Source organism: Amycolatopsis ponsaeliensis (genome assembly GCF_030182635.1).
In the GTDB taxonomy this organism is placed as follows: Bacteria; Actinomycetota; Actinomycetes; order Mycobacteriales; family Pseudonocardiaceae; genus Amycolatopsis; species Amycolatopsis ponsaeliensis.
Genome location: NZ_JAPZLD010000021.1, coordinates 1 through 16,242 on the forward strand (window position 1 = coordinate 1; position 16,242 = coordinate 16,242).

Consider the following 16,242-nt stretch of genomic DNA (forward strand, 5'->3'; position numbering starts at 1 on the left):
CGTGAGTGCGTAACAGTGTTCTAACACTGTTACGCACTCACGACCCCCGAGCTGGGAGTCTCGATGGAACACGACCACCCTGCGCCCACCGGTTCGTCCACTGTGGACATTCTGGCGCTGGTCCTTCGGCTGGCCCTCTTGCTTTCCACGGCCTTCCTCGCCGGTGGCGGTCTCCTGCGCCCGCTGGTCGGCGACCTGACCCGCGCGCAGAAGTTCACCCTGTACGGCCTCGGCGGGCTTTCGGCCCTGCTCGCCGTGGTGTCGGAGTTCGCGGTCGACATCAACGTCGTCGCGCTGGCGATCCACGTCGTGCTCGCGGTGGCCGTGCCGATCCTCCTGCGGTGGCCGAGGGCCGGGCGCTGGGCGTCACTCGCGCTGCTGGTGCTCGTGGTGCTGGAAACGTCGCTGGGCGGCTCCGGCGTCGAGTTCGCGCTCGACTCGGTGTTCGTCGCGGGGGCCGCCGTCTGGTTCGGCTTCACCCTGCACGGCCCGGTCCCGACGTCGTCGATCCGGCCCGGGCCCCTGGCCCTCACCCTCGGCGGGCTCCTGGTCCTCGCCGGCGCGGCGCGGTTCGGGCTGTCCGGCGTCGGGTTCGACCGGCGGCTCTACACCACGCTCTTCGGATTCGCGGTACTCGCCGTCGTGGTCCTCCCGCTGGTCGTGAGCGGGTTCGCGGCGGTCCTGCGCGGGCGCGCCTACCGTTTCGGCGCGGCCGGAGTCGCCCTCGGGTTCCTGGCGTGGAGTGCGCTGGGCGCCATCCCGGCGCCGCCGCCGCTGCCCGTGCCCGGCGTGCCGCTGCTGGCCGACGCGCCGGGGTTCCCGGTGCTGGTGAGCCCGCAGCGGCCGGGGCACAACGTCGTCCACCTCCCGCCGAGCGCGGGCGACGACCTCTCCGCCGGGGTCCGCGGCGGGATCATCACCAAGGCCGTCGCCCGGCCCGGCGCCGAGGGCACCTGGGCCGACGTCGACCTGCCGCCCGGCCGCAGCGACCTGGAGATCCACCGCGGCGACGCGACGACGGTCGTCGAGGTCGACGCGGGAAGTGCGCCCGGTCCGTCGATCACCGAGGCCGACGCGCCGGAATGCGCGTCGGCGGCCCTCGGTGGCCTGGTCGCGGGCCGCTCCGACGTCCTGACCGCGTGCCCGTCCGACACGCTGACGCCGGAGGACAGCGGGGCGCTGGTCAAGCTCGTCGAGTTCCTCGCCGGGCGGAAACCGTCCGCGATCACGCTGGCCGAGGACGACTCCCCGCGCGGCGTCGCGGCGGCGAGGCTGGTGCGGGACACCGCCGCGCGCGCCGGGCTGGCCGTGCGGCCCGACGCCGGGCCGGACACCGCGCTCGTCGTCGTCTCCGGCTGGGCCGCCGGGTACACGGCGATGACGCGGGCCGCCGAGCTGCAGCGCCTCGAACCCACCCACCAGTACGGGCTCTACCTGGCGCCGTGGCTGCTGAACGGGCCGATCGTCAACGCGGTCGCGAGCGCGTCGCTGCCGCTGCGGTTCGACCCGCGGGAGGCGACCGCGGTCGGGTACGCCGTCGCGGTCGGCGACCGCTTCGGCGGCGAAAGCCCGACGCTCGGCGGCTTCCGGACCTGGCTGGGTGCCGACCGGTCGGCCGGCGACGTCCAGATCTTCGCCGCCGCCCAGGTCAACGCCATGCCGATGTACCCCACCGAACCCCACGCCACCGGAATGGTGATGGACCGCGACTACGCGGGCCAGTGGGTCCCCGACGGAACCATCGTGCCGATCACGTCGGTTCTCCGCTGAAAAACCCTTGTTATGAAAGGAAAAGCATGAAGCGTCTTGCTGCCCGCGTCCTGCTGCCGCTCGTCGCGGCGACGGCGTTCACCGGCCTGGCCGCCGGCGTCGCCAGTGCCGACCCGACCGACGGCTCCGTCTGGCTCGTGCCCGGCGTCGACCTCGGCAGCCTGCTCGGGCCGATCGGCCAGCCGGTCGACCTGCTCGCCCCCGTCTTCGACCTGATCACCGCTGTTTCCTGAAAGGCAGGCAACCATGAAGAAGAACCTCGCTCGCGCGGCCGGTGCCGCGGTCCTCGCCGGTGCGGCCCTGTTCGGTGCGGCGGCGCCGGCGCTCGCGGCCGACGCGCCCGGTGTCGTCGTGGTCGACGAGCCGGACACCAGCGGCCTGAACAACATCTGGACGTTCGCGCCGCTCGGCGTCCCGGTGCTCGGCCTGATCCAGTCGGTCAACGGGATCCCCGGCAAGCTCCTGCCCTCCTTCTGACCCTCCGGCGGCCCCTCACCCGAGGGGCCGCCGTTTTCCTTGGGAGTCCCCATGAACCGGCAGCTCGTCGGCAGGCTCGGCATCGCGGTGATCGCGATCGCGGCGGTCACCGCCGGCATCTTCATCCTGGGCGACAACGGTTCGCCGCCACCCTCGCCGCCGGTCGCGGTGGTGGGGGAGCCGTCGCTGTCCTCGGTGCCGCCGCGCACGATCATGGCGACGGCGACGTACACCTCGACCCCGCCGGCGCCGTCCGGCTACCAGGTGACCTACGAGCTGGCCGGTACCGGCACGGCGACGGTCGTCTACGACTCGAACGGCCTCGGCCTGGTCCACCAGGAGCTCGACGTCGCCCTGCCGTGGCGGAAGGAGCTCTCGTGGCCGTCGGCCGGGTCGGTCCAGCTGCTCGGGCAGGGGAGCGGCGCGGTGGAGTGCCGCATTTCCCTGGGCGGGCGCGTGGTGACCGCCCAGAAGTCGGCGCCCGGCGAGGTCGCGGCCTGCACCGGCCGGCTCAGCTGAGGGCCTTCGCGAACCAGTGCTCGGCGAACTGCTCGGCGTTGAAGGGCTCGACCTCGGCGTAGCCGATCTTCGCGTAGAGCGCGCGGGCCTCGACGAGGTCGTTTCGGGTGTCGAGCCGCATGAGGTCCGAGCCGAGCCGCCGGGCCGCGTCCTCGGCGGCCGCCACCAGCTCGGGCGCGATCCCCGACCCGCGGTGGGCCGGCCTGACGAACACCTTCGTCAGCTCGCTGACGCCCGGGGCGACGACGCGGGTGCCGGCGCAGCCAGCGACGTCGCCGTCGCGGTAGCCGACGAGGAACGCCCCGGTGGGCGCGACCAGGTCGTCGGCGGGAGCGTCGGCCAGGTACCGCGTGACCTCCGCTTCGCTGACGGGGCGCCCGTAGTAGCGCGAAGCGACTTCGTCCATGTACTCGCGCATGATCGTGACGGCGTCCGGGTGGGCGACGTCGATCTGGGTGATCTTCCAGTTCACGTCCTCATCCTGGGGACGCTGTCCAGCGAATTGCCCGGGCCCCGGGCACCATGAAGGTATGACGACGATCACGAAGCGCCTGACAGTGGTGGCCGTCCTGCTGATCACGGTGGGAGCGATCCTGCTGTCGGTGGGCGCGATCGGCTTCCGGTCCGACGAGCAGGCCGACGCCAACATCGGCGCGGGGTTCGCCCTGCTGGCGGGGCCCTACATCGTCGGCTTGGGCCTGGTGTTCGCGCTGTCGGCGGGCTTGACGCACCTCACGACGCGCCGTCGCTGACGCTCCACAACGCCGCGGGCAGCCGGTCGGCCAGGTCGGCCAGGTAGCCGGCGTCGGCGACGATGTTCTGCCGGGTCGCGCACCCCTGCGCCCAGGTCCGCGCCGAGCCGTGCTCCACGACGACGTCCCGCTGGGCGAACCGGGGGTTCGCGGCCAGCCACCGGGTCAGCTCGCCCTCGAGCGGCGAATCCGGGGGCAGCGTCGGCATCGACAGCGCCTTCCCCGGCACGATCCGCAGCTCCGGAGACGGCGGCACCTGCACCTGGGTGACGTGGATGTCGCGGAAGTACGTGTGGTCGTCGAAGTGCCGGTACGGCTCCTGGCCGTCGACGGCGATCACCGGCCGGTCGCGGTGGCGGAACTCGACCCACGACTTGTGGCCGCTTTCGGCCAGCGGGCGCCCGGTCGGGTGGATGACCCCGAATGTCGGCGCCGGGTTCGCGTCGCCGGCGACCCCGCTGTGGAACGTGCCGCCGCGCTCGGCCGCGAAGGCCTTGAACCAGTGCTCCCGGCGGCCTTCGACGTACTTGGTGTGCGACCGCCACCAGAGCGCGGCCGCGCCCGCGAAGCCGGCCACGATCAGGACGATCACCAGTGCCAGGATCATCAGAAGTCCAGGTCCTCGCGGGTCTCTTCGTCGGATTGGTTCCGGCCCGTCTCGCCGTAGCCGCTCGCTTTCTTGGCGTTCTTGACGTGGCTGTTGAGCTTGCCGAGGTGGTCGTTCAGCGTCTTGGCCGGGTTGTCGCCGGGCTTGGCCGGGTTGAAGCCGAACACGCCCTTGGCCGCCGCCTCGCCGCCCTTCTTCGCGATCTCGGAAAGCGCGTTCTTGCCGGCCCGCTTGCCGATCATCCCCTCGGCGCCCTTGAGCTTGTCCACCATGCTCTTGCCCGCGTTGCCTTCGGCGATCTCCTTGAGCTTGTCCGCGGTCTTGCCTTCGGTGAACACCTTGCCCAGCTTCGTCGCGGCCAGCTTGGCCTTCATCTTCTGCAGCCAGGCGAGGATCTTCTGCAGCAGCTCACGGACCTTCGAGACCTTCTTGGTCGTCTTCGCGGCGGTCGTGCCGAGCTTGACCTCCGACGCCGTGCCCGCGGTGGCGACCGACGCCCCGCAGGTGGGCACCGCGGCCGCCAGCGCCGGGATCCAGATCATGATCAGCCAGGTGACCAGCTCGGTGAGGATCGCCTTGATCAGCTCTTCGATGAAGCTCATCAGCATGCTGCTCAGCTGCAGCATCTGCGCCAGGTCACCGGACTTCGCGGAGACCCCGCCGATGCCGTGGGCGAACTCGCCGAGCGACGTGCGCGCCGCGTCGCCGGCGTCCCCCTTCCAGCTCGCCAGCGACGTGTCCGCGACCTCGGCGAAGTTCTTCGCCAGCTGGTCCAGCCCGGTCGCGATGGCGTTGAAGTTGTCCGCCGCGATGCCGAGCGCGGGCCCGTCGCCGCTGACGAAGTGGATCGCGTCCTGGATCGGCTGGACGGCGCTGATCAGGAAGTTCAGCCCCTGCCCGACGAGCCAGCCGAGCGGGTCGGTGGCGATGTCGGTGATCGTGCTCGCGCTCGACTGGATGAAGCTCGTCGTGTCGGTCGCGATGGTGCCGAGCCCGAGGGCGATGTCGACGCCGTCCGGGTGCGGCGCCGTCGCGGCCTTCGCCACCGAGACGAAGTCCTTGCCGACGGTCACCGCGCTGCCCACGAACGGCGTCGCCTTGACCGCGTTGTCGACGTTCACCCCGAGCACCGTCGCCGGGTCGTCGCTCTTCACGCTGACGCCGCTCGCGACGTCCTGGAACTCCGCCATCCTGGCCCCCCTCAGGGCTGCTTCGGGCCGTCGAGCAGGACCTCGACCTGCCCGAAGAAGGCCTTGTGATCGTCTTCGGTGCCCTGGTAGACGTTCGCCGCGTCGGTGAACTTGCCCTGCGCCGACGTCAGGCCCTCGGCCATCGACGCCAGCAGGTCGCGCAGTTCGTGCAGCGTTTCGTCGTACCCGTGCTTGGTGAACAGGCCGACCACGCCCCACGACTTGTCGCCGACGTCGGACCGGCCGACCTTCTCGGTGAACTTCGCGCCCTGGTCCTGGTACTTGCCGAGCACGCCGACGTACTGGCGCAGCGCGTCGATCTCCACCTGGTAGCCGCCGGCTCCGTCGGGCATCAGTCCTCCTCGTCGAACAGGGTGCGCAGGAAGGAGTCGCCGGCGGACCCGGCCGCGGGCGGTGCCGGCGGCGGGGGAGGCGTGTCGGCCTGGCGCAGCACCCGTTCCTCGGAGAAGTCCTCGGCGGGGGCCGGCGGCTCCGGCGTTCCTTCCGCGAGCTTCGACCGCATTTCCTCGACGGTGGTTCCGAACGCGACGGCCTGGGTTTCGATGACCTGGTCGACCAGGCCGAGGTGGTCGCCCAGGTGTTCCTCGACGAGCACCGCCTGCCGGCGGGCCGCCTCGCCGACGGCTTCGCGCAGCGTCGTCAGCAACGTCGCCGAGAGCGCCTGCGCGCCCTTCGCGAGCGCCGCGTCGGTGAACTTGACGTCGAGGACCGCGCCGCCGGGGCCGGTGACCACGGTCACGCCGCCGTCCGGCGAGGACGCGCTCGCTCGCAGCTCGGTCAGTTCCTGCCGCATCGCGCCGACGCCGGCGAAGCGGTCGTCGACGTCGCGGATGCTCGATTCGAACCGCTCGAACTCCGCCACCAGCTGGTCGAACTCGGCCGACATGTCTCTGTTCCTCCCCGCTCGCCCGGTGCTCGCCACCCATCGTGGCCCCTCGGCGACGGTGTGACGCACGGAACGCCCGATCCGATCCCACTGCGTCACCCGACCGGGTAATGGGTAGGTTTCCGGCCGCAAGGGGAAGCAGGGAAGAGTCGCTAGGAGTGTGTGATGAGCAGCAGAGAAGGGGCCGAGCGGCCCGACGAAGAGCCGAAGTCGACCGGCAGCCACGCGGCTCCCGAGGGAGCGGACGTGCACCCGCTCATCGACCTCTCGCGCGACCCGAACCCGGGCAAGCCGGACCACGCGAAGCCCGACGAGGACTGATCCACCGCCCGGTGCGGGGGTCCCGGAGCGTCGGCTCGCGTACCTGGAGGGTCGGCTCGTGAGCCGACCGTCTGAGTACGCGAGCCGACTGTCTGGGTACGCGAGCCGACCGCCCGGCCTGGGAACATTCCCGAGGCGGGCAGTGTTGTAAAGAACGTCTGCGGGGGCGTACTGCCTGTGGCCGGCCCGGAAACGGCGTCCGGTACCCAGGCGTGACCGCCTGGCGGAACATCCCGCGGCGCTGTGCTGTTCGGAGGTAGGCTGCAGGTTCGCCGACCTTCGGACCCCCCGCCGCGTTCCGCCCGCACCCGGGCGGGTATCTTTGGAGACCGTGCCCGGCATGCGTCGGGCCGCTCCGCGTGCCGTGCGGCATGGGCGGGGTGCTGAGGCACCCGGTCACCGGCTTCGGCAGGTCGGGGTTACCGACGGAAAATCCCTCCGGGAAGTTACCGGTCGAGAGACCGTGACGCGGGCCGACACGCCCGACCGCGGGGGCCGGTGAAGACACGAAGAAGCAGATCACGACAGGAAGCTGGTCCATTGCCCACGATCCAGCAGCTGGTCCGCAAGGGCCGCCAGGACAAGGCTGCCAAGCAGAAGACCGCGGCCCTCAAGGGGAGCCCGCAGCGGCGTGGCGTGTGCACTCGCGTGTACACCACGACCCCCAAGAAGCCGAACTCGGCGCTTCGCAAGGTCGCGCGTGTGAAGCTGACCAGCGGCATCGAGGTCACCGCCTACATCCCCGGTGAGGGCCACAACCTGCAGGAGCACTCGATGGTGCTCGTGCGTGGTGGTCGTGTGAAGGACCTTCCGGGTGTCCGTTACAAGATCATCCGCGGTTCGCTCGACACGCAGGGTGTCAAGAACCGCAAGCAGGCGCGCAGCCGGTACGGCGCGAAGAAGGAGAAGAGCTAATGCCCCGCAAGGGTCCGGCCCCGAAGCGGCCGCTGATCTCCGACCCCGTCTACGCCTCCCCGCTGGTCACCCAGCTGGTGAACAAGGTGCTGAAGGACGGGAAGCGGTCCCTGGCCGAGCGCATCGTGTACGGCGCGCTCGAAGGCGCTCGCGAGAAGACGGGCACCGACCCGGTCGTCACGCTGAAGCGCGCCCTCGACAACGTGAAGCCCACCATCGAGGTGAAGAGCCGCCGCGTCGGTGGTGCCACCTACCAGGTGCCGATCGAGGTCAAGCCGGGTCGCTCCACCACGCTGGCCCTGCGCTGGCTGGTCTCCTTCTCGCAGGCCCGCCGCGAGAAGACGATGATCGAGCGCCTGCAGAACGAGCTCCTGGACGCTTCCAACGGCCTCGGTGCCTCCGTGAAGCGTCGCGAGGACACGCACAAGATGGCCGAGTCCAACCGGGCCTTCGCGCACTACCGCTGGTGATGACTGCCCGGCTGTCGATCAAGCCATGCCGGGCCCCAAGCTTGAGAACAGGGGAACACTCTCGTGGCACGTGAAGTGCTGACCGACCTGAACAAGGTCCGCAACATCGGCATCATGGCCCACATCGACGCCGGCAAGACGACCACCACCGAGCGGATCCTGTTCTACACCGGGGTCAACTACAAGATCGGTGAAGTCCACGACGGCGCCGCCACCATGGACTGGATGGAGGAGGAGCAGAAGCGGGGCATCACCATCACCTCGGCTGCGACCACCACCTTCTGGGACGACCACCAGATCAACATCATCGACACCCCGGGCCACGTCGACTTCACCGTCGAGGTGGAGCGCAACCTCCGGGTGCTCGACGGTGCGGTCGCCGTCTTCGACGGCAAGGAAGGCGTCGAGCCGCAGTCCGAGCAGGTCTGGCGGCAGGCGGACAAGTACGACGTCCCGCGCATCTGCTTCGTCAACAAGATGGACAAGCTCGGTGCGGACTTCTACTACACCGTGAAGACCATCGTCGAGCGCCTCGGTGTCCGGCCGCTGGTCATCCAGCTGCCGATCGGCGCCGAGAACGACTTCGAAGGCGTCGTCGACCTGGTCCGCATGAAGGCGCTGACCTGGCGTGGCGAGGTCCAGAAGGGCGAGGACTACTCCGTCGAGGAGATCCCCGCCGAGCTGGCCGAGCTGGCCGCGGAGTACCGCGAGAAGCTCGTCGAGACCGTCGCCGAGGCGGACGACGCGCTGATGGAGAAGTTCCTCGAGGGTGAGGAGCTCACGGAAGCCGAGATCAAGTCCGGCATCCGCAAGCTCACCATCACCAGCCAGGTCTTCCCGGTGCTGGCCGGTTCCGCGTTCAAGAACAAGGGCGTGCAGCCCATGCTCGACGCGGTCATCGACTACCTGCCGACCCCGCTGGACGTCCCGGCCGTCGAGGGCCTGCTGCCCGACGGCGAGACCGTGGCGTCCCGCAAGGCTTCGGTCGACGAGCCGTTCGCCGCGCTCGCCTTCAAGATCGCCGCGCACCCGTTCTTCGGCAAGCTGACCTACATCCGGGTGTACTCGGGCAAGGTCGCCGCCGGAGCGCAGGTCGTCAACGCGACCAAGGAGCGCAAGGAGCGCATCGGGAAGATCTTCCAGATGCACTCCAACAAGGAGAACCCGGTCGACGACGCCCAGGTCGGCCACATCTACGCGGTCATCGGGCTGAAGGACACCACCACGGGTGACACCCTGGCGGACCCGCAGAACCCGATCGTGCTGGAGTCGATGACGTTCCCCGAGCCGGTCATCCGGGTCGCGATCGAACCGAAGACGAAGGCCGACCAGGAGAAGCTGTCCCTGGCGATCCAGAAGCTGGCCGAAGAGGACCCGACGTTCCAGGTCAAGCTGGACGAGGACACCGGCCAGACGATCATCGCGGGCATGGGCGAGCTGCACCTCGAGGTGCTGGTGAACCGGATGAAGTCCGACTACAAGGTCGAGGCGAACATCGGTAAGCCGCAGGTCGCCTACCGCGAGACGATCAAGAAGACGGTCGACAAGCTCGACTACGTCCACAAGAAGCAGACCGGTGGTTCCGGCCAGTTCGCGAAGGTCATCGTGAAGCTGGAGCCGCTGGAGCGCACCGACGGCGCGCTCTACGAGTTCGTCAACAAGGTGACCGGTGGTCGCGTGCCGCGGGAGTACATCCCGTCGGTGGACGCGGGCGCGCAGGACGCGATGCAGTACGGCGTCCTGGCCGGCTACCCGCTCGTCGGGTTGAAGTTCACCTTGATCGATGGTGCGTACCACGAGGTCGACTCTTCGGAGATGGCGTTCAAGATCGCCGGTTCCATGGCGATGAAGGAAGCCGCGAAGAAGGCCGGCCCGGTGATCCTGGAGCCGATGATGGCGGTCGAGGTGACCACGCCCGAGGACTACATGGGTGACGTCATCGGTGACCTCAACTCCCGTCGTGGTCAGATCCAGGCCATGGAGGAGCGGGCGGGCATCCGCGTCGTGAAGGCGCTGGTCCCGCTGTCGGAGATGTTCGGCTACGTCGGTGACCTCCGGTCCCGCACCCAGGGCCGGGCGAACTACTCCATGTTGTTCGACTCCTACGCCGAGGTTCCCGCGAACGTCGCGAAGGAAATCATCGCGAAGGCGACGGGGGAGTAAAACCCCTCACCGCGCGCGGGCATTAAGGGACTCTCCTGAACGTCCGCTAGCACCGACGAAGGAACATTCGGGGGTCGGCAGCCACGCCGGCCCCCGAGCACAAAGCGAAATCAGTCCAGGAGGACATTCCAGTGGCGAAGGCGAAGTTCGAGCGGAGCAAGCCGCACGTCAACATCGGGACCATCGGTCACGTCGACCACGGCAAGACCACGCTGACCGCGGCGATCACCAAGGTTCTGCACGACAAGTACCCGGAGCTCAACGAGTCCCGGGCGTTCGACCAGATCGACAACGCGCCGGAAGAGAAGCAGCGCGGCATCACGATCAACATCTCGCACGTCGAGTACCAGACCGAGAAGCGTCACTACGCGCACGTCGACGCCCCCGGTCACGCGGACTACATCAAGAACATGATCACCGGTGCCGCCCAGATGGACGGCGCGATCCTGGTGGTCGCCGCGACCGACGGCCCGATGCCGCAGACCCGTGAGCACGTGCTGCTCGCCCGCCAGGTCGGCGTGCCCTACATCGTGGTCGCGCTGAACAAGGCCGACATGGTCGACGACGAGGAGATCCTGGAGCTCGTCGAGCTCGAGGTCCGCGAGCTGCTCTCCTCGCAGGAGTTCCCGGGCGACGACGCTCCGGTCGTGCGCGTCTCGGGCCTCAAGGCCCTCGAGGGCGACGAGAAGTGGGGCGACGCCGTTCTCGAGCTGATGACCGCTGTCGACGACAACGTGCCGGACCCGGTGCGCGAGCTCGACAAGCCGTTCCTCATGCCGATCGAAGACGTCTTCACGATCACCGGTCGCGGCACCGTCGTCACCGGCCGCATCGAGCGTGGCGTGGTCAACGTCAACGAAGAGGTCGAGATCGTCGGCATCAAGGAAAAGTCGACCAAGACCACGGTCACCGGTGTCGAGATGTTCCGCAAGCTGCTCGACCAGGGCCAGGCGGGCGACAACGTCGGCCTCCTCGTCCGTGGCATCAAGCGCGAGGACGTCGAGCGCGGCCAGGTCGTCGTGAAGCCGGGCACCACCACCCCGCACACCGACTTCGAGGGCCGGGTCTACATCCTGTCGAAGGACGAGGGTGGCCGTCACACCCCGTTCTTCAACAACTACCGCCCGCAGTTCTACTTCCGCACCACCGACGTGACCGGCGTCGTGACCCTCCCCGAGGGCACCGAGATGGTCATGCCGGGCGACAACACCGACATCTCGGTCGCGCTGATCCAGCCGGTCGCGATGGACGTGAACCTGCGGTTCGCCATCCGCGAGGGTGGCCGCACCGTCGGTGCGGGTCAGGTCACCAAGATCATCAAGTGATTCGGCGCCCCGCCCGGGGGCAATACACCCCCGGGTCAGGGGCGTCAAATCACGTGTGCGACACTATTCAGGTTGCTCGTCCTGGGGCGGCCGATCCCTTCGGGTTTTAGACGAAAGGGTCCGGCCGCCTCGGTGCGAGTGGCCACGGTCCGCCGAGCTCTTCCTTCGGGTTGCAGGCGAGCGGGCAAAGGCAGTGAGACGGTCAGCCGGCTCATAGCCTCCTCACGTTGAGGAAGACCAGGCAAGACGACGATCCCGCGGGATCCGTCTGTGCGTCGGGCGCGACACGCCCGACCGCGTGGACCGGGGACAGGGCCGTTGAACTGCGGAAACCCAGGCCAAGGGTGGGAACACCCGGCGGGGTTTGTGAGATAGCGGCACGAGACGACAAGGAACGAGCAGCCACCATGGCGGGACAGAAGATCCGCATCCGGCTCAAGGCCTACGACCACGAGGCGATCGACACCTCGGCGCGCAAGATCGTGGAGACGGTCACGCGCACCGGCGCCCGGGTTGTCGGGCCGGTGCCGCTGCCCACCGAGAAGAACGTTTACTGCGTCATCCGCTCGCCGCACAAGTACAAGGACTCGCGCGAGCACTTCGAGATGCGCACGCACAAGCGTCTGATCGACATCCTCGACCCGACGCCGAAGACGGTCGACGCGCTCATGCGCATCGACCTGCCGGCGAGCGTCGACGTCAACATCCAGTAAGCGTTGGGCGAGCGGCGGAGATAAGAGACTCATGTCTGACAGGCAAATGAAGGGCATCCTGGGCACCAAGCTCGGCATGACCCAGGTGTTCGACGAGCAGAACCGGGTTGTCCCGGTCACCGTCGTGCAGGCCGGCCCGAACGTGGTGACCCAGGTTCGGACCGAAGAAAAAGACGGTTACAAGGCCGTGCAGCTGGCGTTCGGCGCGGTCGACCCGCGCAGGGTGAACAAGCCGCGCACCGGCCACTACGACAAGGCGGGCGTGACCCCGCGGCGCTACCTCGCGGAGCTGCGCACCACCGACGCCGAGACCTATGAGGTCGGCCAGGAGATCACCGCCGAGGTGTTCGCCGCCGGCGTCGAGGTCGACGTCACCGGTACCAGCAAGGGCAAGGGCTACGCCGGCGTCATGAAGCGCCACGGCTTCAAGGGCCAGGGCGCGAGCCACGGTGCCCAGGCCGTGCACCGTCGTCCGGGCTCGATCGGTGGCTGTGCCACCCCGGGCCGCGTTTTCAAGGGCGTGCGCATGGCCGGCCGGATGGGCGTCGACCGGGTCACCACGCAGAACCTGACCGTGCACGCCGTGCGTGCCGAAGACGGCCTGCTGCTGATCAAGGGCGCAGTGCCCGGTCCGAAGGGCGGCCTGCTGTTCGTGCGCAGCGCCGCGAAGGGTGGTAACTCCGAATGACAAGCGTCGAGCTGAAGACCCCGGCCGGTAAAGCCGACGGCACCGTGGACCTCCCCGAGGAGATCTTCGACGTGCAGGCCAATGTCGCGCTGATGCACCAGGTCGTGGTGGCCCAGCAGGCCGCCGCGCGCCAGGGCACGCACGACACGAAGACCCGTGGTGAGGTCTCCGGTGGCGGCAAGAAGCCGTACCGGCAGAAGGGCACCGGCCGTGCCCGCCAGGGTTCGACCCGCGCGCCGCAGTTCGTCGGCGGTGGCGTCGTCCACGGCCCCACGCCGCGTGACTACTCGCAGCGCACCCCGAAGAAGATGAAGGCCGCCGCTCTGCGTGGCGCCCTCTCCGACCGGGCTCGCGCCGGCCAGCTGCACATCGTCACCGAGCTGGTGACGGGTGAGAAGCCGTCCACGAAGGCCGCCAAGGCCGTGCTCGCCGCGGTGACGCAGGCGAAGCGCGTGCTCGTGGTGCTGCACCGGGACGACGAGTACAGCTGGGTCTCCCTGCGGAACCTGCCCGAGGTGCACCTCCTCTGGGCCGACCAGCTCAACACCTACGACGTGCTGGTCAACGACGACGTCGTGTTCACCAAGGCCGCGTACGACGTGTTCGTCGCCGGCCCCGCCCGCGGCAAGGCCGTCAAGGCTTCGGCGCGGTCGGGCGAGGTCACGGAAGGGAGTGACGAGAAGTGAGTTCGGTCGCCATTCCGGACCCCCGCGACATCCTGCTCGCGCCGGTCATCTCCGAGAAGTCCTACGGGCTGCTCGAGGACCACAAGTACACGTTCATCGTCCGCCCGGACGCCAACAAGACCCAGGTCAAGATCGCGGTCGAGAAGGTGTTCGGCGTCAAGGTGGTCAGTGTCAACACGGCCAACCGCAAGGGCAAGCGTAAGCGGACTCGCGCCGGCTTCGGCAAGCGCAAGGACACCAAGCGCGCCATCGTGACTCTTTCGCCTGAGAGCAAGGCGATTGAGATCTTCGGCGGACCCACCGCGTAAAGGACTGAGCTGACAATGGGCATCCGCAAGTACAAGCCGACGACCCCGGGTCGTCGCGGTTCGAGCGTCTCGGACTTCGCCGAGATCACCCGCTCGACCCCGGAGAAGTCGCTGCTGCGTCCGCTGAGCGGCACGGGCGGTCGCAACTCGTCCGGCAAGATCACCACCCGGCACAAGGGTGGCGGCCACAAGCGCGCGTACCGGCTGATCGACTTCCGCCGGAACGACAAGGACGGCGTTCCCGCCAAGGTCGCGCACATCGAGTACGACCCCAACCGGTCCGCTCGCATCGCGCTGCTGCACTACGCCGACGGCGAGAAGCGCTACATCATCGCGCCGGAGAAGCTCAAGCAGGGTGACACGGTTGAGAACGGCCCCCGCGCCGACATCAAGCCGGGTAACAACCTGCCGCTGCGCAACATCCCGGTCGGCACCGTGATCCACGCGATCGAGCTCCGCCCCGGCGGCGGCGCGAAGATGGCGCGGTCCGCGGGCGCGAAGGTGCAGCTCGTCGCCAAGGACGGTCCGTACGCCCAGCTGCGTCTCCCCTCGGGCGAGATCCGCAACGTGGACGTGCGCAACCGCGCCACCATCGGCGAGGTCGGCAACTCCGAGCACGCCAACATCAACTGGGGCAAGGCGGGTCGTAACCGCTGGCGCGGCAAGCGCCCCACGGTCCGCGGTGTCGTCATGAACCCGGTCGACCACCCGCACGGTGGTGGTGAGGGTAAGACCTCCGGTGGTCGCCACCCGGTCAACCCGAACGGTAAGCCCGAGGGTCGCACGCGTCGGCGCAAGCCGAGCGACGCCCTCATCGTCCGCCGCCGGCGTACCGGCAAGAACAAGCGCTGAGCAGGGAGGTAGAACAACATGCCACGTAGCCTCAAGAAGGGCCCGTTCGTGGACGACCACCTGCTCAAGAAGGTGGACGCGCTGAACGAATCGGGTAAGAAGACGGTCATCAAGACCTGGTCGCGACGCTCGACGATCATCCCGGATTTCCTGGGTCACACGATCGCCGTGCACGACGGCCGCAAGCACGTCCCGGTGTTCGTCACCGAGGCCATGGTGGGTCACAAGCTGGGCGAGTTCGCCCCGACGCGGACCTTCAAGGGTCACATCAAGGACGACCGCAAGTCGCGCCGCCGCTGAGCGGGCACGAAACCAGACAGGAAGTAGCGATGAACGCCCAGAACGACGTGACGACCGAGGCTGAACTGCCTACGGCGTACGCGCGGGCTCGCTTCGTCCGGGACTCGCCGACCAAGGTGCGCCGGGTGATCGAGCTCATCAAGGGACGTAGCGCCGCCGACGCCTTGGCCGTGCTCCGGTTCGCCCCGCAGGCGGCCAGCGAGCCGGTCGCGAAGGTGCTCGCCAGCGCCGTGGCCAACGCCGAGAACAACCTTCAGCTGGACCCGGAGACGCTCTGGGTCAAGAACGCGTACGCCGACGAGGGCCCCACCCTCAAGCGGATCCGTCCGCGGGCCCAGGGCCGCGCGTACCGGATCCGCAAGCGGACCAGCCACATCACCGTCGAGGTGGAGTCGCGGCCGGCCGTCGCGCAGAAGGCTCAGAGCAAGAAGAAGGCAGGTGGCCGGTAGTGGGCCAGAAGATCAACCCGCACGGTTTCCGCCTGGGTATCACCACGGACTGGAAGTCGCGCTGGTACGCCGACAAGCAGTACGCCGAGTACGTGGCCGAGGACGTCAAGATCCGCAAGCTGCTGGCGACGGGCATGGAGCGCGCCGGCATCTCCAAGGTCGAGATCGAGCGCACTCGTGACCGCGTCCGCGTCGACATCCACACCGCCCGGCCGGGCATCGTCATCGGCCGCCGCGGCGCGGAGGCCGACCGGATCCGCGGCGCGCTGGAGAAGCTGACCAAGAAGCAGGTCCAGCTGAACATCCTCGAGGTCAAGAACCCCGAGGCCGACGCCCAGCTGGTCGCCCAGGCGGTCGCGGAGCAGCTTTCCAACCGCGTGGCGTTCCGCCGCGCGATGCGGAAGGCGATCCAGACCTCCATGCGCTCGCCGCAGGTCAAGGGCATTCGCGTGCAGTGCGGCGGTCGTCTCGGCGGTGCCGAGATGTCCCGCTCCGAGCACTACCGCGACGGCCGGGTCCCGCTGCACACGCTGCGCGCCGACATCGACTACGGCTTCTTCGAGGCCAAGACGACGTTCGGTCGCATCGGCGTCAAGGTGTGGATCTACAAGGGCGAGCTCGTCGGTGGCCTGAAGGCTCGCGAGGCCCGTGACGCCGCCGAGCGCGCGCCGCGTCGCGACCGTGACCGCAGCGACCGGCCGTCCCGTCCGCGTCGTTCCGGCGCTTCGGGCACGACGGCCACCTCGACCGAAGCCGGTCGCGCCGCCGCGGCCGCCACGACCGAGGCGGCCCCGGCCACCGAGACCGCAGAAAAGACGGAGGGCTGAGAC

23 protein-coding genes are annotated in these 16,242 nt (G+C 69.0%); 18 read left to right on the top strand and 5 right to left on the bottom strand.

Annotation, left to right across the window (positions count from 1 at the left end; genetic code table 11):
- The first annotated feature begins 63 nt into the window (after window positions 1-63).
- The 4 genes from QQ657_RS28655 to QQ657_RS28670 are packed head-to-tail and all read left to right on the top strand — an operon-like array spanning window position 64 to window position 2,766.
- On the top strand, window positions 64-1,770 hold the full coding sequence (locus QQ657_RS28655) for a hypothetical protein (protein ID WP_284745373.1): 1,707 nt from the start codon (window positions 64-66) through the stop codon (window positions 1,768-1,770).
- 26 nt (window positions 1,771-1,796) lie between these two features.
- Window positions 1,797-2,003, top strand: a complete 207-nt coding sequence (locus QQ657_RS28660; RefSeq protein ID WP_284745374.1) for a hypothetical protein — start codon at window positions 1,797-1,799, stop codon at window positions 2,001-2,003.
- 13 nt (window positions 2,004-2,016) lie between these two features.
- Window positions 2,017-2,247, top strand: coding sequence for a hypothetical protein (locus QQ657_RS28665; protein ID WP_284745375.1), 231 nt, complete (start codon window positions 2,017-2,019; stop codon window positions 2,245-2,247).
- 51 nt (window positions 2,248-2,298) lie between these two features.
- Window positions 2,299-2,766, top strand: a complete 468-nt coding sequence (locus tag QQ657_RS28670; protein WP_284745376.1) for a hypothetical protein — start codon at window positions 2,299-2,301, stop codon at window positions 2,764-2,766.
- Here QQ657_RS28670 and QQ657_RS28675 read toward each other — a convergent pair.
- Window positions 2,759-3,238 (bottom strand): GNAT family N-acetyltransferase, encoded by a 480-nt coding sequence (locus tag QQ657_RS28675; RefSeq protein ID WP_350310710.1) that lies wholly within the window; start codon window positions 3,236-3,238, stop codon window positions 2,759-2,761. The genes QQ657_RS28670 and QQ657_RS28675 overlap by 8 nt on opposite strands.
- A gap of 58 nt (window positions 3,239-3,296) precedes the next feature.
- On the opposite strand from QQ657_RS28675, the gene QQ657_RS28680 reads away from it, so the two are divergent.
- Entirely contained in the window at window positions 3,297-3,518 is a 222-nt protein-coding gene (locus QQ657_RS28680) for a hypothetical protein (RefSeq protein ID WP_284745377.1), read from the top strand.
- Here QQ657_RS28680 and QQ657_RS28685 read toward each other — a convergent pair.
- The 4 genes from QQ657_RS28685 to QQ657_RS28700 are packed head-to-tail and all read right to left on the bottom strand — an operon-like array spanning window position 3,499 to window position 6,222.
- On the bottom strand, window positions 3,499-4,125 hold the full coding sequence (locus QQ657_RS28685; protein WP_284745378.1) for a hypothetical protein: 627 nt from the start codon (window positions 4,123-4,125) through the stop codon (window positions 3,499-3,501). The genes QQ657_RS28680 and QQ657_RS28685 overlap by 20 nt on opposite strands.
- Window positions 4,125-5,315: a hypothetical protein gene (locus QQ657_RS28690; RefSeq protein ID WP_284745379.1), complete on the bottom strand. Its 1,191-nt coding sequence runs from the start codon at window positions 5,313-5,315 to the stop codon at window positions 4,125-4,127. Before QQ657_RS28690 ends, QQ657_RS28685 begins: the two co-directional genes overlap by 1 nt.
- An 11-nt stretch (window positions 5,316-5,326) precedes the next feature.
- Window positions 5,327-5,668: an ESX-1 secretion-associated protein gene (locus tag QQ657_RS28695; RefSeq protein WP_284745380.1), complete on the bottom strand. Its 342-nt coding sequence runs from the start codon at window positions 5,666-5,668 to the stop codon at window positions 5,327-5,329.
- Window positions 5,668-6,222: a YbaB/EbfC family nucleoid-associated protein gene (locus QQ657_RS28700; RefSeq protein WP_284745381.1), complete on the bottom strand. Its 555-nt coding sequence runs from the start codon at window positions 6,220-6,222 to the stop codon at window positions 5,668-5,670. The genes QQ657_RS28695 and QQ657_RS28700 overlap by 1 nt, the downstream gene beginning before the upstream one ends.
- A gap of 165 nt (window positions 6,223-6,387) precedes the next feature.
- On the opposite strand from QQ657_RS28700, the gene QQ657_RS28705 reads away from it, so the two are divergent.
- The 13 genes from QQ657_RS28705 (at window position 6,388) to rpsC (ending at window position 16,239) form a co-directional block, all read left to right on the top strand.
- Window positions 6,388-6,543: a hypothetical protein gene (locus tag QQ657_RS28705; RefSeq protein ID WP_284745382.1), complete on the top strand. Its 156-nt coding sequence runs from the start codon at window positions 6,388-6,390 to the stop codon at window positions 6,541-6,543.
- A gap of 540 nt (window positions 6,544-7,083) precedes the next feature.
- On the top strand, window positions 7,084-7,458 hold the full coding sequence (gene rpsL / locus QQ657_RS28710) for a 30S ribosomal protein S12 (protein WP_003102113.1): 375 nt from the start codon (window positions 7,084-7,086) through the stop codon (window positions 7,456-7,458).
- Window positions 7,458-7,928 (top strand): 30S ribosomal protein S7, encoded by a 471-nt coding sequence (rpsG, locus tag QQ657_RS28715; protein WP_003102106.1) that lies wholly within the window; start codon window positions 7,458-7,460, stop codon window positions 7,926-7,928. The genes rpsL and rpsG overlap by 1 nt, the downstream gene beginning before the upstream one ends.
- A gap of 63 nt (window positions 7,929-7,991) precedes the next feature.
- Window positions 7,992-10,091, top strand: a complete 2,100-nt coding sequence (fusA, locus tag QQ657_RS28720; protein ID WP_284745383.1) for an elongation factor G — start codon at window positions 7,992-7,994, stop codon at window positions 10,089-10,091.
- Window positions 10,092-10,222: 131 nt separating this feature from the next.
- A complete protein-coding gene (tuf, locus tag QQ657_RS28725; protein WP_284745384.1) occupies window positions 10,223-11,416 on the top strand; it encodes an elongation factor Tu in 1,194 nt (397 codons plus the stop codon).
- Between the two features lie 407 nt (window positions 11,417-11,823).
- On the top strand, window positions 11,824-12,129 hold the full coding sequence (gene rpsJ / locus QQ657_RS28730; RefSeq protein ID WP_003102098.1) for a 30S ribosomal protein S10: 306 nt from the start codon (window positions 11,824-11,826) through the stop codon (window positions 12,127-12,129).
- A gap of 31 nt (window positions 12,130-12,160) precedes the next feature.
- On the top strand, window positions 12,161-12,817 hold the full coding sequence (gene rplC, locus QQ657_RS28735) for a 50S ribosomal protein L3 (protein WP_284745385.1): 657 nt from the start codon (window positions 12,161-12,163) through the stop codon (window positions 12,815-12,817).
- Complete coding sequence (gene rplD / locus QQ657_RS28740; protein WP_284745386.1) at window positions 12,814-13,503, top strand: 50S ribosomal protein L4; 690 nt, start codon at window positions 12,814-12,816, stop codon at window positions 13,501-13,503. The genes rplC and rplD overlap by 4 nt, the downstream gene beginning before the upstream one ends.
- Window positions 13,500-13,811 carry a 50S ribosomal protein L23 gene (rplW, locus tag QQ657_RS28745; RefSeq protein WP_284745387.1) on the top strand — a complete coding sequence of 104 codons (312 nt, stop codon included), beginning with the start codon at window positions 13,500-13,502 and terminating at the stop codon, window positions 13,809-13,811. Before rplD ends, rplW begins: the two co-directional genes overlap by 4 nt.
- Window positions 13,812-13,826: 15 nt before the next feature.
- Window positions 13,827-14,663: a 50S ribosomal protein L2 gene (gene rplB, locus QQ657_RS28750; protein ID WP_284745388.1), complete on the top strand. Its 837-nt coding sequence runs from the start codon at window positions 13,827-13,829 to the stop codon at window positions 14,661-14,663.
- A gap of 18 nt (window positions 14,664-14,681) precedes the next feature.
- Window positions 14,682-14,963: a 30S ribosomal protein S19 gene (gene rpsS, locus QQ657_RS28755; RefSeq protein WP_003102083.1), complete on the top strand. Its 282-nt coding sequence runs from the start codon at window positions 14,682-14,684 to the stop codon at window positions 14,961-14,963.
- A 29-nt stretch (window positions 14,964-14,992) separates the two neighbouring features.
- A complete protein-coding gene (rplV, locus tag QQ657_RS28760; protein WP_086675501.1) occupies window positions 14,993-15,412 on the top strand; it encodes a 50S ribosomal protein L22 in 420 nt (139 codons plus the stop codon).
- Complete coding sequence (gene rpsC / locus QQ657_RS28765) at window positions 15,412-16,239, top strand: 30S ribosomal protein S3 (RefSeq protein ID WP_086842942.1); 828 nt, start codon at window positions 15,412-15,414, stop codon at window positions 16,237-16,239. The genes rplV and rpsC overlap by 1 nt, the downstream gene beginning before the upstream one ends.
- The last annotated feature ends 3 nt before the right edge of the window (window positions 16,240-16,242 follow it).

Excerpts from the sequence above, each read along its gene's own strand:
- QQ657_RS28685 (WP_284745378.1), bottom strand. The coding sequence starts at position 4,125 with ATGATCCTGGCACTGGTGATCGTCCTGATCGTGGCCGGCTTCGCGGGC.
- rplC (WP_284745385.1), top strand. The coding sequence starts at position 12,161 with ATGTCTGACAGGCAAATGAAGGGCATCCTGGGCACCAAGCTCGGCATG.
- QQ657_RS28670 (WP_284745376.1), top strand. The coding sequence starts at position 2,299 with ATGAACCGGCAGCTCGTCGGCAGGCTCGGCATCGCGGTGATCGCGATC.
- QQ657_RS28660 (WP_284745374.1), top strand. The coding sequence starts at position 1,797 with ATGAAGCGTCTTGCTGCCCGCGTCCTGCTGCCGCTCGTCGCGGCGACG.
- QQ657_RS28690 (WP_284745379.1), bottom strand. The coding sequence starts at position 5,315 with ATGGCGGAGTTCCAGGACGTCGCGAGCGGCGTCAGCGTGAAGAGCGAC.
- QQ657_RS28695 (WP_284745380.1), bottom strand. The coding sequence starts at position 5,668 with ATGCCCGACGGAGCCGGCGGCTACCAGGTGGAGATCGACGCGCTGCGC.
- rplV (WP_086675501.1), top strand. The coding sequence starts at position 14,993 with ATGAACGCCCAGAACGACGTGACGACCGAGGCTGAACTGCCTACGGCG.
- QQ657_RS28655 (WP_284745373.1), top strand. The coding sequence starts at position 64 with ATGGAACACGACCACCCTGCGCCCACCGGTTCGTCCACTGTGGACATT.
- rplD (WP_284745386.1), top strand. The coding sequence starts at position 12,814 with ATGACAAGCGTCGAGCTGAAGACCCCGGCCGGTAAAGCCGACGGCACC.
- QQ657_RS28680 (WP_284745377.1), top strand. The coding sequence starts at position 3,297 with ATGACGACGATCACGAAGCGCCTGACAGTGGTGGCCGTCCTGCTGATC.
- rpsG (WP_003102106.1), top strand. The coding sequence starts at position 7,458 with ATGCCCCGCAAGGGTCCGGCCCCGAAGCGGCCGCTGATCTCCGACCCC.
- rpsJ (WP_003102098.1), top strand. The coding sequence starts at position 11,824 with ATGGCGGGACAGAAGATCCGCATCCGGCTCAAGGCCTACGACCACGAG.
- rpsS (WP_003102083.1), top strand. The coding sequence starts at position 14,682 with ATGCCACGTAGCCTCAAGAAGGGCCCGTTCGTGGACGACCACCTGCTC.
- QQ657_RS28700 (WP_284745381.1), bottom strand. The coding sequence starts at position 6,222 with ATGTCGGCCGAGTTCGACCAGCTGGTGGCGGAGTTCGAGCGGTTCGAA.
- QQ657_RS28705 (WP_284745382.1), top strand. The coding sequence starts at position 6,388 with ATGAGCAGCAGAGAAGGGGCCGAGCGGCCCGACGAAGAGCCGAAGTCG.
- rplB (WP_284745388.1), top strand. The coding sequence starts at position 13,827 with ATGGGCATCCGCAAGTACAAGCCGACGACCCCGGGTCGTCGCGGTTCG.
- QQ657_RS28665 (WP_284745375.1), top strand. The coding sequence starts at position 2,017 with ATGAAGAAGAACCTCGCTCGCGCGGCCGGTGCCGCGGTCCTCGCCGGT.